Annotated in this window: 15 protein-coding genes and 1 pseudogene; 3 read left to right on the forward strand and 13 right to left on the reverse strand. The window is 38.1% G+C overall.

The genetic code is table 11. From position 1 onward, the window contains the following. Positions 1-176: 176 nt before the first annotated feature. Genes rirA through ACFIJ0_RS05850 form a run of 3 tightly spaced genes read left to right on the forward strand, consistent with a single transcriptional unit; the run spans position 177 to position 2,320 of the window. Positions 177-620 carry an iron-responsive transcriptional regulator RirA gene (rirA, locus tag ACFIJ0_RS05840; RefSeq protein WP_273788340.1) on the forward strand — a complete coding sequence of 148 codons (444 nt, stop codon included), beginning with the start codon at positions 177-179 and terminating at the stop codon, positions 618-620. A 24-nt stretch (positions 621-644) separates the two neighbouring features. Beyond that, positions 645-1,835 (forward strand): bifunctional 2-C-methyl-D-erythritol 4-phosphate cytidylyltransferase/2-C-methyl-D-erythritol 2,4-cyclodiphosphate synthase, encoded by a 1,191-nt coding sequence (locus ACFIJ0_RS05845; RefSeq protein ID WP_375623168.1) that lies wholly within the window; start codon positions 645-647, stop codon positions 1,833-1,835. Further along, positions 1,832-2,320, forward strand: coding sequence for a CinA family protein (locus tag ACFIJ0_RS05850; RefSeq protein ID WP_375623146.1), 489 nt, complete (start codon positions 1,832-1,834; stop codon positions 2,318-2,320). Before ACFIJ0_RS05845 ends, ACFIJ0_RS05850 begins: the two co-directional genes overlap by 4 nt. 601 nt (positions 2,321-2,921) lie before the next feature. On the opposite strand, the gene ACFIJ0_RS05855 is transcribed toward ACFIJ0_RS05850, so the two are convergent. The 13 genes and pseudogenes from ACFIJ0_RS05855 to ACFIJ0_RS05915 form a co-directional block, all read right to left on the reverse strand. Beyond that, positions 2,922-3,383 (reverse strand): type II toxin-antitoxin system RatA family toxin, encoded by a 462-nt coding sequence (locus tag ACFIJ0_RS05855; protein WP_375623144.1) that lies wholly within the window; start codon positions 3,381-3,383, stop codon positions 2,922-2,924. 2 nt (positions 3,384-3,385) lie between these two features. Continuing rightward, the gene (lipA, locus tag ACFIJ0_RS05860; RefSeq protein WP_375623142.1) at positions 3,386-4,348 is read right to left on the reverse strand and encodes a lipoyl synthase; all 963 of its coding nucleotides are present in this window, start codon (positions 4,346-4,348) and stop codon (positions 3,386-3,388) included. A 67-nt stretch (positions 4,349-4,415) separates the two neighbouring features. Then, entirely contained in the window at positions 4,416-5,876 is a 1,461-nt protein-coding gene (gene lpdA / locus ACFIJ0_RS05865) for a dihydrolipoyl dehydrogenase (protein ID WP_375644145.1), read from the reverse strand. A 223-nt stretch (positions 5,877-6,099) separates the two neighbouring features. Then, positions 6,100-7,443 carry a pyruvate dehydrogenase complex dihydrolipoamide acetyltransferase gene (locus ACFIJ0_RS05870; RefSeq protein ID WP_375623139.1) on the reverse strand — a complete coding sequence of 448 codons (1,344 nt, stop codon included), beginning with the start codon at positions 7,441-7,443 and terminating at the stop codon, positions 6,100-6,102. Between the two features lie 14 nt (positions 7,444-7,457). Further along, positions 7,458-8,825 carry a pyruvate dehydrogenase complex E1 component subunit beta gene (locus ACFIJ0_RS05875; protein WP_375623137.1) on the reverse strand — a complete coding sequence of 456 codons (1,368 nt, stop codon included), beginning with the start codon at positions 8,823-8,825 and terminating at the stop codon, positions 7,458-7,460. Positions 8,826-8,841: 16 nt separating this feature from the next. After that, entirely contained in the window at positions 8,842-9,882 is a 1,041-nt protein-coding gene (pdhA, locus tag ACFIJ0_RS05880) for a pyruvate dehydrogenase (acetyl-transferring) E1 component subunit alpha (protein WP_273791144.1), read from the reverse strand. A 114-nt stretch (positions 9,883-9,996) separates the two neighbouring features. Continuing rightward, on the reverse strand, positions 9,997-10,329 hold the full coding sequence (locus ACFIJ0_RS05885) for a septum formation initiator family protein (RefSeq protein WP_375623135.1): 333 nt from the start codon (positions 10,327-10,329) through the stop codon (positions 9,997-9,999). Between the two features lie 182 nt (positions 10,330-10,511). Continuing rightward, positions 10,512-10,958 (reverse strand): hypothetical protein, encoded by a 447-nt coding sequence (locus ACFIJ0_RS05890; RefSeq protein ID WP_375623133.1) that lies wholly within the window; start codon positions 10,956-10,958, stop codon positions 10,512-10,514. Positions 10,959-11,341: 383 nt separating this feature from the next. Beyond that, positions 11,342-11,792, reverse strand: a pseudogene (locus ACFIJ0_RS05895) (TM2 domain-containing protein). Positions 11,793-12,172: 380 nt separating this feature from the next. After that, entirely contained in the window at positions 12,173-12,580 is a 408-nt protein-coding gene (locus tag ACFIJ0_RS05900; RefSeq protein ID WP_375623132.1) for a TM2 domain-containing protein, read from the reverse strand. A 111-nt stretch (positions 12,581-12,691) separates the two neighbouring features. Then, a complete protein-coding gene (gene eno, locus ACFIJ0_RS05905; RefSeq protein WP_375623130.1) occupies positions 12,692-13,963 on the reverse strand; it encodes a phosphopyruvate hydratase in 1,272 nt (423 codons plus the stop codon). Positions 13,964-14,034: 71 nt separating this feature from the next. Then, entirely contained in the window at positions 14,035-14,871 is an 837-nt protein-coding gene (kdsA, locus tag ACFIJ0_RS05910) for a 3-deoxy-8-phosphooctulonate synthase (protein ID WP_375623128.1), read from the reverse strand. Between the two features lie 37 nt (positions 14,872-14,908). Next, a complete protein-coding gene (locus tag ACFIJ0_RS05915; RefSeq protein ID WP_375623126.1) occupies positions 14,909-16,537 on the reverse strand; it encodes a CTP synthase in 1,629 nt (542 codons plus the stop codon). Positions 16,538-16,607 lie beyond the last annotated feature (70 nt).

Here is a 16,607-nt window from a genome sequence, read left to right on the forward strand (position 1 = left end):
CATGAGCTTACGTACCCTTATCCCATTATTCTCATATAACCTTTTGTAGCAAAAATTGACAATACTAATACTACATTTAAAATAGGGCAAATATAGTCAATGAGAAAGAACTTCTATATTTTGTAAAATATCTTTAAAATAAACTGCGTTCGACGATACTTTACGAAGGAAATGAGATGCGATTAACAAAACAAACAAATTATGCTCTTAGAATGCTCATGTATTGTGCAGATAATCAGGGAACTCTCAGTCGTGTTCCAGAAATTGCTAAAGCATATGCCGTTTCAGAACTTTTTTTATTTAAAATCCTTCAGCTGCTTGTTCAAGCCGGTTTTATACAAACAGTGCGTGGACGCAATGGTGGAGTTAGATTGGCTAAACCCGCAGCAGAGATTTCAGTCGCTGATGTTGTGAAAGTAACAGAAGACAACTTTTCCCTCGCAGAATGTTTTGATACTGCAGAACCGACTTGCCCCTTGATCGATTTTTGTGGTTTAAATACCGCACTTCAAAAAGCATTAAATGCTTTTTTTGAGGTGTTATCCGTGATATCCCTTGCTGATCTACAACAACCATCCTTTCAAAATCATTTTAAAATTAATGACAAAAAAGCAAACTAGGATTACAATACAAGGAGATTAAGTATTTCTATTGCAGCAATAATATTAGCCGCTGGACGTGGTGAAAGAGCAGGATCTCCCCATAAAATTCCAAAACAATATCGGCTTCTAGGACAAAAGCCGATTATTTATCATACCGTGCATTGTTTTTTGCAGCATCCAGCTATCACAACAATTATCCTTGTTATTCATCCAGAAGATCGACAAATCTGTGAACAAGCTATTGGCGATTTAAAAGAGCGCCTTATTATCGTTGAAGGAGGCAATACACGTCAAATCTCTACCTTACATGGACTCCAGGCACTCAAAAAATTCAATCTCCAATATGTGCATATTCATGATGGTGCACGCCCCTTTATCGAAAACAAGCTTCTTGATAACATTCATAACACGATTACGCCTCAAGAAGGTGTTCTTCCTGTTCTGCCCATCTCTGATACCCTTAAACGTGTAAATAATCAGCATGTTTTAGAAACAATTCCCCGTACCCATCTTTATAGTGCACAAACTCCACAGTGTTTTCCCTTTGAACATATCTTAGCGGCCCATAAACAAGCGAAACAAGCTTGCAAAAAAGAATTTACTGACGACTCTGCGATTGCTGAATGGTTTGGAATTCCTATGCGTACCGTTCTTGGGGATCCTAACAACATAAAAATTACATGGCATGAAGATTTTAATACTGCACATTTATATCTCCAAAAAAAAATGCAAATGTTTCCTGATATCCGCACCGGCAATGGTTATGATGTTCACTCTTTCGAGGATGGTGATTTTCTTATATTATGTGGTATAAAAATCCCTTTTCATAAAAAATTAAATGGACACTCCGATGCGGATGTTGCTCTTCATGCATTAACAGATGCCCTTCTTGCAACTCAAGGTGCAGGAGATATCGGTACACATTTTCCTCCCTCTGATCCTCAATGGAAAAATGTATCATCAGAAATTTTTCTCCGTCATGCTCTTGATATTCTAAAACAAGCAGGTGGTCGTATCGCCAATGTTGATATCACAATTATCGCTGAAAATCCTAAAATTGGTCCCTATCGTCATGCCATGACAGAAAATCTTATGACAATACTTGCAATGACACCTGATCGAATCTCTATCAAAGCAACAACAAATGAAAGGCTTGGATTTATTGGTCGTGGTGAAGGAATTGCTGCTCTTGCAACAGCGAGCGTTCTTTATTCAGGAGAACTTCTCCAATGACATATCTTTGTGAAAAACAAGCACATGAAGTCCTTAATATCTTTCGCCAAAAAGGTTTGCTGTTAACAACTGTAGAGTCTTGTACAGGAGGACTCATTGCTGCAAGCCTCACAAATATTGCAGGATCGTCAGATGTTCTCGATTGTGGATTTGTTGTTTATTCAAATGAATCCAAAACACGCCTTATTGGCGTTTGTGCTGAACTTATAAGAACCTATGGTGCCGTTTCAAAAGAAGTTGCTCTTGCAATGGCTGAGGGTGGATTAAAACATTCACGAGCTGACATGGCAGTTTCTGTAACAGGAATTGCTGGTCCAGGAGGTGCAAGTCTTGATAGACCTGTAGGACTTGTGCATTGCGCAGTTGCTTACAAAAATCACTCCCCCTTGCACAAAGAAATGCACTTTGGTCATCTTAATCGCAATGCTGTCCGCCATGCAACTGTTGAAAATGTTTTTAAAATGATTCTGGAATTGCTTCACTGAATTCCCCATACCAATTTCAAAACTCTCTATTCCACATTGAGTCTATAATCGTCAACATCTTGAAAAAATAATTTATTGTATCACAACTTGAAAATAAAAGACCTGAATATCGTAAAGTTATCTCACTTCAATCCTATGTAGGTTGAATTAATCAAATTTATTCACTTGCACACTACAAGAGAAAAAAACTGTATAAATAAAATGATTCAAGAAAGAGATACTTGTACCTACTCTCTTAAGTGCTAAGAGCTGGCGTAACATCTTGAGAGATGGCAAATAAATGGTGCAGGCTAACTTCTTCATAAGTGTAAAGATGTGGACTTTATATACTTTTACGAGATCTATACCATTTATTATGAGCGCTATTATGAAATGGATATGACGCAAGCATATTCTATTGGGGCGTTTTGTTTAACGGATGTGCCTTCATTAAAAAAGAGAAATAAAAGCGTGAGGCTGTGCATCATCTTCATCCTTTTAAATAATATTCCTTCAATATTCTTTTGAAAGCTGAATTAAAAACAAATAGTAAAGATGGAAACCGGTTTTTACTTTCACGCTGTTATAAGCAATACGTATTGTTAAAAAATAACAGAATAGACTATGTTACCGTAGAGCCATAAATCTGATGCGCACGCTTCTCAAAAGCCTCGGTGAATTTACGAAACGCAATATCAAACATTGAGCCCATCACTAATCCAAGAGTTTTACTTTTAAATTCATAATCAATAAAAAACTCTACATTACATGCATTGGTATTTTCAATATCATGGAAAGCCCAACGATTTTCAAGATATTTGAATGGACCATCAATATATTTAACTTCTATAAGATTTTTTTCTGTCTGAAGAAATACTTGAGTCGTAAAAGTTTCACGGATAATCTTATAGCCAACGGTCATATCCGCAAGAAGTAATATTTTTTTCCCATATTCTTTTCGAGAACGTACTATTAAAGACTCACACATTGGTAAAAATTCAGGATAACGCTCAATATCTGAAACCAGATCAAACATTTCACTGGCACTATGGGTGATCTGCCGATGTATTGTAAAAATCGGCATAATTATCTCTGTAAGGAAAATTTTTCATCACGCGCTTTTTGCAAAATGACAAAATCATCTCCAGCATGATGAGATGAACGCGTCAGAGGATTAGAGGACATATGTAAAAATCCTTTTACTTTACCAATCTTTGCAAAAGACTCAAATTCTTCAGGAGGCACAAAACGAATAACCGGATGATGCTTTCGTGTAGGCTGCAAATATTGCCCTATTGTCATAAAGTCAACATCAGCAGAACGTAAATCATCCATCAATTGAAGAATTTCATTTCGCTCCTCCCCAAGCCCAACCATAATACCTGATTTTGTAAAGATTGTTGGGTCAAGTTCTTTAACGCGTTGTAACAACCGAATTGAATGAAAATAGCGCGCTCCTGGACGGACCTTTAAATATTTAGAGGGAACTGTTTCCAAATTATGGTTAAAAACATCAGGCTTAGCAGCAACAACGATTTCTAACGCGCCATCCTTATGGCGAAAATCAGGCGTAAGAACTTCAATTGTTGTCTTGGGAGCTTTTCGACGAATAGCATAAATAACTTTTGCAAAATGCTGTGCACCACCATCTGCAAGATCATCGCGATCAACAGATGTAATCACAACATGTTTTAATTCCATCCGCGCAACAGCATCCGCTACACGTTCTGGCTCATTATCATCAACGGCAAGTGGAATACCTGTTGCAACGTTACAAAAAGCACAAGCACGCGTACATATTTCACCTAAAATCATAAAGCTAGCATGCCGCTGGCTCCAACATTCGCCAATATTAGGGCAACCAGCTTCTTCACATACAGTCACTAACTTATGCGTACGTACAATACCATGTGTTTCCTTATAAATTGGTGATGTTGGCGCTTTTACACGAATCCAATCTGGCTTTTTTTGAACGCTTGTATCAGGACGATGTGCCTTTTCAGGATGACGCAAACGTCTATTTGTAACTCTATCAACAACCGTAACCATTTAAGCCTTTGCCTTATAAATACGAAGTAACAATCAAAAATATAAAATCTTCCATACAATCTAGTCATCAAGCGTTTAAAACTTGACCATAAGCATCCAATACACTTTCTTTTATCATTTCCGATAAGGTCGGATGTGGAAAGACAGTATGCATTAATTCTTCTTCTGTTGTTTCAAGATTCATGGCAATAACAAAACCTTGTATCAATTCTGTTACCTCAGCCCCTACCATATGGGCCCCAAGAAGCTGTCCTGTTTTTTTATCAAAAATCGTTTTTACTAACCCCTGATCTTCACCCAAAGCAATCGCCTTGCCATTCGCAGCAAAAGAATAACGACCAATCCGTATATCATAACCTGCTTCTTTTGCTGTAGCTTCTGAAAGCCCTACAGAAGCAACCTGTGGTGTACAATATGTACACCCTGGTATTTTTCTTTTATCAAGCGGATGAGCACTCTTCAAACCTGCAAGATGCTCAATACATATTACACCTTCTTCTTCTGCTTTATGTGCCAACATAGGAGGACCAGCTACATCACCAATAGCATAAATGCCTTCCACTCCCGTCCAACTCCATTCATCGGTTACAATGCATCCGCGATCGGTTTTTATACCTAATGCTTCCAATCCAAGATTTTCAATATTACCCTGAACCCCAACAGCTGAAATGAGCCTATTAGCTGTGATTTTTTCTGTCTTACCCTTTACATCAATATGTGCGGTGAGAGAATCAGAGGCTTTTTCAACCTTTGTTAATTTTGCTTGCGTAAGGATTCGTATACCTCTTTTCTCTAACTGCTTACGAGCAAATGTTGAAACTTCAACATCTTCAGTTGGCATAATATGAGGCATCATTTCAACAACAGTTACCGTCGCCCCCATATCATGATAAAAAGAGGCAAATTCAATACCTATTGCCCCTGATCCTATTACCAAAAGCGATTTCGGTATTGTGTGAGGAATCATAGCTTCAAAATAAGTCCAAATAAGCTTTCCATCTGGCTCAATACCAGGAAGATAACGAGGGCGTGCACCCGTTGCAATAATGACATGCTTTGCTTGATAGTTCCCCTCTCCTAATGTTCCTTTAGGGACCGGATTTTGCGGTTGCATAATCGGTTTGGCAGATGAAGAAACCATAATTTCCGCAAGCTCACTCTCTTCCGCCTTCTTGGTAAGCTTAGCTTCACCCCAAATAATATCAATTTTGTTTTTTTTCATCAAAAAACCAACACCAGCATTTAAACGTGCTGAAACTCCACGCGAACGTGCCACAACATCTTTGATATTTGCTTCAATTGAACCGTTAAGCTTTAAACCATAATCTTTCGCATGTTCAGCAAAATGTTTCATTTCCGCTGAACGTAGAAGAGCCTTTGTTGGAATACATCCCCAATTTAAGCAAATCCCACCTAAATGTTCACGTTCAACAATCGCAGTCTTAAAGCCACATTGTGCCGCACGAATTGCGGTTACATATCCCCCTGGACCTGATCCAATCACAATTACATCATAAAGATTTGCCACAGTAATTCCTCCATGGATATATATATAAAACGGATATGCATTTTTTGAACTTAAGACTGAAAAACAACATGACAGCATTATCCTATGTCTTTTGCTTTAAGCTTCAAGTAAATGCTTTACCCAAACCAGAAATAGCAATAGCATTGCTCTTCAAACTCTTTAAATTTGTTTTTATTCTCTTAACACACTTTCTCACAATTTACCTGAAGAACTGTTAAACAGTTCAAACCAACATAGCTAATGGGTTTTCAATCATCTTCTTAAAAGTCCGCGCGAGCTCTGCTGCTAAAGCACCATCGACAGCACGATGATCCACAGAAAGTGTAACTGACATAACTGTCGCAACGACTAATGCATTATTTTTAACAACGGCGCGTTGGTCCCCTGCACCAATCGCAAAAATCGTTGCATGCGGTGGATTAAGGATAGCAGAAAAACTTTTTATATCATACATCCCCATATTTGATACAGCTGTTGTTCCACCCTGATATTCTTCCATTTTTAACTTGCCCTCACGCGCACGCTTTGCAAAATCCTTCATCTCTTTGGAAATAAGTGATAACGGCTTTTCCTCTGCATGGCGAATAATCGGTGTAATTAATCCATTGGGAATAGAAACAGCAACCCCAACATCACAATGTTTATGATGAAGCATTCCGCCTTCAAGCCAAGAGACATTCGCATCAGGAACCGCTTTCAACGAAAGTGCGACAGCTTTGATCACCATATCATTAACAGAAAGCTTATAAGTAGGCTGATTTTCTTCGTTCCTCTTAACCATTGGTGCAGCAGCATTCAGTTGTGTACGCAGTGCTAATAGCGCATCAAGTTCACAATCTACCGTTACATAGAAATGTGGAACTCTCTGTTTTGATTCCATCAAACGTGTCGCGATTGTTTTACGCATATTATTATGGGGTGCGAAGATATATTCATCCTCTTTAAAGAGTTTCAATATCTGTTTGTCAGAAGCACCTGTAGCTACTAGCTCCCCTATCTGTGATGAATAAGACACTTTAGAAATATCACTGCTCACAACTTTTTCTACATCGCGCTTGATAATACGCCCATGCGGACCACTTCCAGAAATAAGGGATAAATCAAGACCTTCCTGAGATGCTAATCGCCGCGCTAAGGGAGAGGCAAAAAGACGCGCTTCCTTTTTATCTTGCTGTATTAATTGCTGAGCTGATGATTCATGAGACATTTTTGTACCCTTTGAGTCCGTCTGTTTCAGAGAATCTGTCTGTTTGATGCCCTCTTGTTCTTGTCTTGTAGAAGAAGAGATTTCTTCCGCAATTTTTGCAGCTTCAGTTAAATCTTCACCTTCTTCTGCTAAAACAACAATTAAAGCATTTACTTTAACGCCTTGTGTTCCGGCAGGAACAACAATTTTGGCAACCCTACCTTCATCAACGGCTTCGACTTCCATTGTCGCTTTATCCGTCTCAATTTCAGCAATAACATCACCAGAGGAAACCTTATCTCCCTCCTTAATATTCCATTTTGTTAAATTTCCCTCTTCCATCGTAGGGGAAAGCGCTGGCATTGTAATTTTAATGGGCATTATGCTTTCCTCCGTTATGCTCTGTATGTCACAGCCTTAACGGCCTCAATAATTTCAGCAGTATTAGGCAAAGCCAACTTCTCAAGATTAGCGGCATACGGCATCGGAACATCTTTACCAGAAATCGTAGCAATTGGCGCATCAAGATAGTCAAAAGCCTGCTGCATAACACGCGTTGCTATTTCAGTTCCCACGGATGACTGAGGAAATCCCTCTTCAATTGTTACCAAACGACCTGTTTTTTTAACTGAAGAAAGAATTGTTGGAAGATCCATCGGGCGAATGGTTCGTAAATCAATCAATTCAACATCAATACCAAGTTGTTCAATTTCCGACAACGCTTGAACAGCATAATGCATTCCAATTCCACACGCGACAATCGTCACATCTTGTCCAGACTTATGAATACGCGCCTTCCCAATAGGCAAAACAAAATCATCCAGTTGAGGAACATCAAATTGATGCCCATACAAAATCTCATTTTCAAGAAAAATAATAGGATTATCATCACGAATAGCAGCTTTCAGTAAACCTTTTGCATCTGCAGCACTATAAGGCATGACAACTTTCAGACCTGGCACATGACTATACCATGCAGCATAGCATTGAGAATGTTGAGCACCAACACGGGCAGCCGCACCATTGGGACCTCGGAAAACCATAGGAGCGGTCATTTGTCCACCAGACATATAACGTGTTTTTGCTGCAGAGTTAATAATTTGATCCATCGCCTGCATCGCAAAATTAAAGGTCATAAACTCGACAATGGGACGTAACCCTCCAAAAGCAGCCCCAACAGCCAACCCAGCAAAGCCGTGCTCTGTAATTGGGGTATCAATAACTCGATGTTCCCCGAATTCTTCCAACAAACCTTGACTAACCTTATAGGCACCTTGATATTGCGCGACCTCTTCCCCCATGAGAAAAACTTTTTCATCACGCCGCATTTCTTCAGCCAAAGCCTGATTAAGCGCTTCACGAACTGTCATTGTAACCATTTGTGTTCCCGCTGGAATATCAAAATTAAGAGATGTATCAAAAGTAGGAGCAACCTGCGGAACTGACGATGCCAGAGGAAGAGCAGATTCCTTAGTTTTTTGTGCTGTATCAGTAGGTTGCGAAATATCCTCAGCACGCTCGCCTTCTTCTAACAAAATCGCAATAACAGTGTTAACCTTTACGCCTTCAGAACCTTCAGGCACAAAAATTTTACCAAGAGTACCTTCATCAACGGCCTCTACTTCCATTGTAGCCTTATCCGTTTCAATTTCAGCAATAACATCGCCAGAGCTAACCTTATCACCTTCTTTCTTGAGCCATTTAGATAGTTTACCTTCTTCCATAGTTGGTGAAAGCGCCGGCATCAAAATATCAATAGACATACTTGCTTCCCTCGCATCAAACTAAAATATCAGTATAGAGCTCAGAAGCATCTGGCTCTTGATCACTTTGTGCAAAATCTACCGCATCAGCAACAATTGCACGGACCTCTTTCTCAATAGATTTTAAATCGTCTTCGCTCGCCCAATTTTTTTTAAGAATCCGACTTTTTACTTGATCAATCGGATCGTGCTCCTCTTTTATTTTTTGGACTTCTTCCTTTGAACGATATTTTGCTGGATCAGACATGGAATGACCACGATAGCGATAGGTCTGCATATCAAGAATGATCGGTCCTTTACCTGATCGTGCCCAAGAAATTGCTTCATCAGCAGCTCCTTTTACTGATCGAACATCCATACCGTCAACAACAATACCTGGAATTTCAAAAGAAAGACCACGTCGGGAAAAATCAGTTTCTGCAGATGCACGTGAAACTGACGTTCCCATAGCATACTGATTGTTTTCAATAATATAAACAACGGGAAGCTTCCAAAGTGACGCCATATTAAAACTCTCGTAAACCTGTCCCTGATTCGCAGCGCCATCACCAAAATAAACCAATGTCACATTATCTTTACCAAGATACTGATTCGAAAATGCCAAACCTGAACCAATGGGAACCTGCGCACCAACAATACCATGTCCTCCATAAAAGTTCTTTTCTTTAGAGAACATATGCATCGAGCCACCTTTCCCTTTGGAAAAGCCACCTTGACGTCCCGTTAATTCTGCCATGACACCACGCGGACTCATCCCAACGGCTAACATATGACCATGATCACGGTAAGACGTAATAACCTGATCACCTTCTTTTGCCGCTTTCAATGTTCCTATAACAACAGCTTCCTGACCAATATAAAGGTGACAAAATCCCCCAATAAGCCCCATACCATAAAGTTGTCCTGCTTTTTCTTCAAAACGGCGAATTAAAAGCATTTCACGATAAGCATCAATTTCTTCTTCTTTTGTAAAATCTGCTATTGGTGCTTTCTTTGTGGTGCTTGATAATGCAGTGCGCGCCGCCGACGCAGAATTTTTTTTAAGTCGTTCTGCCATATTAAACTCCCTTTTATGATTATTTAGGAATAACCTTTACGAACAAAAGTTACAAGCCTTATCAATCGGCTTAAACAATATCATTGCTGATTGTCGTTTAAATTAAGCGATTTTTCATTTACCTTTGGTATCATTTCGAAGTATTAAGATTGTCAGTTCATTTGGCTTAGAAAAGTTTAAGTTTTTTCGGACATACTCATCCAACATATCTTTTTCTATATGCCCATTGCGTAAAAGAGAAATACGCTTTTCCATAAATATCCGCTTAGCTTCTATTTTATGAAGCTCCTTTTCTAATTCGCTAATATGCTGATTAACTTCACTGCGTGAATACAACCCATACTCACCATGATAAATGTGATAACTGAAATAGCTTAAGACTCCCACCGTCATAAGAGGTAGTACAAAGCGTACTTTGATTGATCGACGTTTCTGCTTTGTCCACATAAAATAGCACAGTCTTTACAGCTCAAATTTCTTAATATTTTGCTCAACTATGCATGATTTTGATTAATACCTCATTACCAAATCTACACCAAAATAATTTGTACTTCAATTTATCCCCCCCTTAATACGATCAAAGTAAGCTGAATGCCTCACTTTTTATATGACAAATATTGGACATCCCACTAACTTGTGATTTTACACCCATCTTTGTCCTTAAAATTTCCTGTTAAAATGACTATAAAATCAATCAATACCCAAGGTGTAATTATAAAAATGATCCCTATAATCCCTAACCCAAAAGTAAATGGTAAACTGATTATACTTAGTATATTTATAAGAAGTATTGCAATGCCAATTCCAACTTTACCAACCATAAAACGATGAATTCCTAGTCCACCTAGAAAAAAACAAACGACCGCTAACGTCACTTTTGATTGCTGTGACTGAACTTCAGTTAATATAGGGAAAATAGATTTAATGGTATCCCCTTCACACACAAAATCAACGACGTCACCAACCTTCGGCGGCGTTTTTCCTAACCAATCCCAACTTGCAAATTGATAACGCTTACCATCAGCCCCTGAAATGAAATAATCTCCTTGATCCTGACCAATAAGCTTACCTTTCATCTTCACCACCTATAAAATTATTATTCATAAAGAAGTTTTTCTTCTAATATGATAATATGTTGAATAAACCTCACTGCATGAATACAATCTGTATTCACCGTGATATATGACAATTTAAAAAGCTAAAAATCCCCCAACAACTTAAAATTCCCGCAATTATAGGTGGTAATACAAAGCACACTGTTCGATTTGCACTCTTGCTTTTTTCATATGAAATAGTACAGTCTTTTTCAATAGTTTTATTTAAATATTCATAATTTTCTTTAATATTTCACATCTAAAGACATATATTAAAATAATTTACATTATTAAATTAATATATTGACAACATTAAAAGTAAAGAAAATTCCTAGCTCTTTCCATTTTATATTATTCTAAAATTTCTACCAATTTGTAATTTTATCCCCATTTTCATCCCTAAAATACCCAGATAAAATAACTATAAAATCAATAAATGACCAAGGTGTAATTATAAAAAAAATCACTATAATCCCTAACCCCAGAGTAAATGGTAGAGTTATTATACTTAGTACACTTATAAGAAGCATTACAATGCCCGTTCCGGTTTTACCTGCCATAATAGCAATGAATTCCCAACAATCCAAAAAACCAACAAACAAGTGCTATCGCCAATCTTGATTTTTCTGACTGCGATTCACTCAAAAGAGGGAGAACAGATTTAACAACATTATCTTCATATACAAAATCAACGGTATCCCCTACCTTTGGTGTTGTTTTTCCTAACCAATCCCAACTTGCAAATTGATAACGCTTACCATCAGCCCCTGAAACGAAATAATCTCCTTGATCCTGACCAATAGTCTTACCTTTCATCCTCAACCACCTATAAAACTGCTCCTCATGTGTTATTCATAAAGAGATTATTTCTTTTTATAATATGTTGATTAACTCACGGCGTAAATAAAATTTGTAGCAGCCGTGATAAACGTGAAATTAAAATAGTTTTGCCCGCCCAATGATCTAATGTTTTCTGCTGCTATAAGCAGCAATACAAAATACATCTTGGTAGATTTACGTCGTTTTTTTACCCGTATAAAATAGCATTGTCTTTTTCAATATTTTTATTTAACTGTGCATATTTTTCTTAATATATCACATTAAAGACATATAGTACAATAGTTCGGCATTATGAACTTAATACATTGATAAAAATAAAAATCGAACTAAATTACTTTCTCTTTATTATAAATTTTTTACAAATCTGTAATCTGATTCCCATCTTTATCCGTAAATCTTCCACCAAGAATGACTATAAAATCAACAATTGCCCAAATACCGGTAATTATCAATCCAAACAATGATAAAGATAGAACCAGCATTAAAGCACCAGTCCGAACTTTACCAACCATAAAGCGATGAACACCAAAGATACCCGAACACCAACAAAGGAGTGCGAACATTATCTTTGAGTTCTCTGTACCTGGTCTCAACAATGGAAAAACAGAACTGACACCCCCCCCCTCACAGACAAAATCAACAGTATAACCGATCCTTGGCGGATTCTTTCCCATCCAATCCCAAGTCGCAAACTGATAACGTTTACCATCATCACCCGAAACGAGATAAGTTCCCTGATCTTGACTAATAATTATACCTCTCATCTTAATCCCTATAAATTTAAACACTTAAAAATTATTGCGTATATGCCTTTGATAAGAAATCTCAATTTCATAATCCAAATGATCTTATACTTTCATATTTTGTGATCACAACTATACACGATATAAATCACCAGCATAACGCGCTTGGGCTCCTAGCATTTCTTCAATACGAATAAGTTGATTGTATTTTGCTAATCTATCCGAACGTGCAAGAGAACCTGTTTTAATTTGTCCACAATTCGTTGCAACAGCAAGATCTGCAATGAAAGAATCCTCTGTTTCGCCTGAACGATGAGATATAATGGCACGATAACCTGCTTTATGTGCTACTTCTACAGCATCAAGTGTTTCACTCAATGTACCAATTTGATTAACTTTTATGAGAATAGAATTGCCTACCCCCATTTTGATACCATCACGCAAACGTGCTGAATTTGTTACAAACAAATCATCGCCAACAAGCTGACATTTTTCTCCAATTGTGTCAGTGAGTAACTTCCAACCTTCCCAATCATCCTCTGCCATTCCATCTTCAATTGTAACAATAGGATAATTTTTCACAAGTTGCGCTAAATAATCTACCTGCTCTTGGGTGTCACGGCATTTCCCCTCACCTTTATAAAAATACGAACTATTTTTATAAAATTCGGTTGAAGCACAGTCTAAACCAATAGCAATTTGTTCACCTGGTTTATAGCCGCATGTTATGATAGATTCCATAATAAAATCAATTGCTTGATTAGCACTTTTAAATTGAGGTGCAAAACCACCTTCATCACCAACATTGGTATTATAACCCACATCTTTTAAACGCTTTTTCAACACATGGAAAATTTCAGCGCCATAACGAATGGCTTCTCTTACAGTAGGTGCTCCTATAGGAATAATCATAAACTCTTGAAAATCAATCAAATTATCAGCATGAACGCCACCATTAATAATATTCATCATGGGGGTTGGAAGAATATGCGCTTGTGTACCACCAATATAACGATACAAAGGTAAATTTAATGAATCCGCAGCGGCTTTTGCCACAGCTAATGAAACACCAAGAAGTGCATTGGCACCAAGACGGGCTTTGTTTGGCGTTCCATCTAAAGCAATCATTGCTTGATCAATAGCAATTTGATTTGTTGCATCCCGCCCACCAAGTTCTTCAAGAATTTCGCCATTAACTGCAGCAATCGCTTTTTCAACACCTTTCCCTTGATAGCGCAAACCACCATCACGAAGCTCTATAGCCTCATGTGCTCCTGTTGAAGCTCCCGAGGGAACCAGAGCACGACCAAAAGCTCCATTCTCCAAATGAACATCAACTTCTACCGTTGGATTACCACGGCTATCAAGAACTTCACGTCCAATGATATCGACAATTATAGTCATATGTGTTTCCTTATCCAATAAAGGTCTCGATTCATTTCTAATGCCCTATTAATGAAATATTTTTTCTCTTCTCAATTCAACTTCTTTGACAGATAATCAAATTCCATTAAAGTCTCAAGCAATCTTTGTAAATCATCAATTTTTACCATATTGGGTCCATCAGAAGGCGCATTATCTGGATCTTGATGCGTTTCTAAAAAAACAGCTGCTACCCCAACAGAAACAGCCGCACGTGCTAAAACTTCAACAAATTGACGCTGTCCACCAGATGAAGCACCCTGCCCCCCAGGTTCTTGAACAGAATGCGTTGCATCAAAAATAACAGGAGCACCAAATGAACGTAAAATAGGCAACGAACGCATATCAGAAATAAGTCGGTTGTAACCAAATGACGTGCCTCGCTCACAAAGCATAACATTCGGATTACCACTGTAAACAACCTTTTTTAAAACATTCTCCATGTCCCACGGCGCTAAAAACTGACCTTTTTTAATATTAATAACACACTCTGTTTTGGCGGCTGCTACCAAAAGATCTGTTTGACGACATAAAAAAGCCGGTATTTGTAAAATATCAACCGTAGAAGAAACAATTTTACATTGCTCTTCTGTATGCACATCAGTTAATATGGGACAATTAAACTCCTTTTTTAAATCAGAAAAAACAGCCATTGCTTTTTCAAGACCAATACCACGTACTGCTCCCAAAGAAGTTCGGTTAGCTTTATCGTAACTTGATTTATAAACAAACCCGATACCAAGCTGATCGGTAATTGTTTTAATACGACCCGCCATTTCAAAAGCATGATCGCGACTTTCCATCTGACACGGCCCTGCAATTAATGAAAGAGGCATTTCATTTGAAAAAGTAATATTTCCAACTTTCACACAAGCATTTGGTTTAGTCATTTTATCTCTCAAAAGCAAAGTAACCCTATTTATTGCATTAAACTAATCGACTTTGTTCTACAGCGGCTTCAATAAAAGAAGAAAAAAGCGGATGTGGATCAAAAGGACGGGATTTTAATTCTGGATGATATTGAACACCAATAAACCATGGATGATCTGCATATTCTATAGTTTCTGGTAAAATACCATCAGGAGACATCCCAGAAAAAATTAAACCACACTGTTCTAACTTATCCTTATAATCAATATTGACCTCATAACGATGACGATGTCGCTCGACAATCTTCGTCATCCCATAAATTTGAGCAATATGACTCTCTTCTTTTAATTCAGCAGCAAAAGCACCAAGACGCATTGATCCGCCAAAATCACCATTTCTTGTACGTTTTTCAAGAACATCTCCTTTAAGCCATTCTGTCATTAAACCTACAACTGGATTTTCTGTTTCGCAAAACTCACTTGATGAAGCATTCTTAATCTGTGCAATATTGCGCGCAGCTTCTATACAAGCTAATTGCATCCCAAAACAAATCCCTAAAAATGGAACTTTACGCTCTCGTGCAAATTGAATTGCTCGAATCTTTCCTTCTGCCCCTCGTGCCCCAAAAGCACCTGGAACCAAAATTCCATGGGATTTTTGTAAAGCTGAAACAGAATCTTCTTTTTCAAAAAGTTCCGAATCAATCCACTCAATATTAACTTTCACTTTATTCGCTAAACCACCATGCGCAATCGCTTCAATAAGAGATTTATAAGCATCCTTTAAACCCGTATACTTTCCTACAACAGCAATCGTAACTTCTCCTTCAGGATGGTGAATCCGATGCGTAATATCTTCCCAACGATCCATCTGAGGGGAAGGTGCCGAATCGATTCCAAAAGCGCAAAGAACTTCAGAGTCCAAACCCTCCTTATGATATGCCATAGGAACATCATAAATTGTTGGCATATCTAATGCTTGAATGACTGCATTGGAGCGAACATTGCAAAAAAGTGATAATTTGCACCGTTCTGTTTCTGGAATAGATCGATCTGCACGCACAAGCAAAATATCAGGAGAAATACCAATTGCTTGCAATTCTTTGACAGAATGTTGTGTTGGTTTCGTTTTTAATTCACCTGCCGAAGGAATATAAGGCATTAATGTGAGATGGACATAAACGACATGTTGTCTTGGTAGCTCATTGCGAAGCTGACGAATCGCTTCTAGAAAAGGCATTGCTTCAATATCACCAACCGTTCCACCTATTTCACACAAAACAAAATCAAATTCTTCATTTCCCATCGTAATGAATCTCTTAATTTCATCCGTAACATGAGGAATAACTTGGACTGTTGCACCCAAATAATCACCACGCCGCTCTCGTTCAATGATATTGCGATAAATACGCCCTGTTGTAATATTATCTTGGCTATTTGCAGAACGCCCAGTAAAACGCTCATAATGACCAAGATCAAGATCCGTTTCTGCACCATCATCGGTCACAAATACTTCACCATGTTGATAAGGTGACATCGTACCTGGATCAACATTTAAATAAGGATCAAGTTTGCGAAGACGTACACGATAGCCACGAGCCTGTAATAACGCTGCTAACGCCGCCGCTGCGATGCCTTTTCCAAGGGAAGAAACCACACCACCAGTAATAAAAACATAACGTGCCATGGGCTTATGGTGATACGCAATTTATAATGATTTTTCCAGCAAAAAATGCAAAAAGAAACAATTTTTCTTC

Origin of the sequence: Bartonella sp. OC68QHHN (assembly GCF_042193875.1) — a bacterium.
In the GTDB taxonomy this organism is placed as follows: Bacteria; Pseudomonadota; Alphaproteobacteria; order Rhizobiales; family Rhizobiaceae; genus Bartonella; species Bartonella grahamii_A.

Bases quoted from the DNA above. Each gene is read 5' to 3' on its own strand.
- eno (WP_375623130.1), bottom strand. From the start codon at position 13,963: ATGACTATAATTGTCGATATCATTGGACGTGAAGTTCTTGATAGCCGT.
- ACFIJ0_RS05855 (WP_375623144.1), bottom strand. From the start codon at position 3,383: ATGCCGATTTTTACAATACATCGGCAGATCACCCATAGTGCCAGTGAA.
- ACFIJ0_RS05875 (WP_375623137.1), bottom strand. From the start codon at position 8,825: ATGTCTATTGATATTTTGATGCCGGCGCTTTCACCAACTATGGAAGAA.
- lipA (WP_375623142.1), bottom strand. From the start codon at position 4,348: ATGGTTACGGTTGTTGATAGAGTTACAAATAGACGTTTGCGTCATCCT.
- ACFIJ0_RS05870 (WP_375623139.1), bottom strand. From the start codon at position 7,443: ATGCCCATTAAAATTACAATGCCAGCGCTTTCCCCTACGATGGAAGAG.
- ACFIJ0_RS05900 (WP_375623132.1), bottom strand. From the start codon at position 12,580: ATGAGAGGTATAATTATTAGTCAAGATCAGGGAACTTATCTCGTTTCG.
- ACFIJ0_RS05915 (WP_375623126.1), bottom strand. From the start codon at position 16,537: ATGGCACGTTATGTTTTTATTACTGGTGGTGTGGTTTCTTCCCTTGGA.
- kdsA (WP_375623128.1), bottom strand. From the start codon at position 14,871: ATGACTAAACCAAATGCTTGTGTGAAAGTTGGAAATATTACTTTTTCA.
- ACFIJ0_RS05850 (WP_375623146.1), top strand. From the start codon at position 1,832: ATGACATATCTTTGTGAAAAACAAGCACATGAAGTCCTTAATATCTTT.
- rirA (WP_273788340.1), top strand. From the start codon at position 177: ATGCGATTAACAAAACAAACAAATTATGCTCTTAGAATGCTCATGTAT.
- pdhA (WP_273791144.1), bottom strand. From the start codon at position 9,882: ATGGCAGAACGACTTAAAAAAAATTCTGCGTCGGCGGCGCGCACTGCA.
- ACFIJ0_RS05890 (WP_375623133.1), bottom strand. From the start codon at position 10,958: ATGAAAGGTAAGCTTATTGGTCAGGATCAAGGAGATTATTTCATTTCA.
- ACFIJ0_RS05885 (WP_375623135.1), bottom strand. From the start codon at position 10,329: ATGTGGACAAAGCAGAAACGTCGATCAATCAAAGTACGCTTTGTACTA.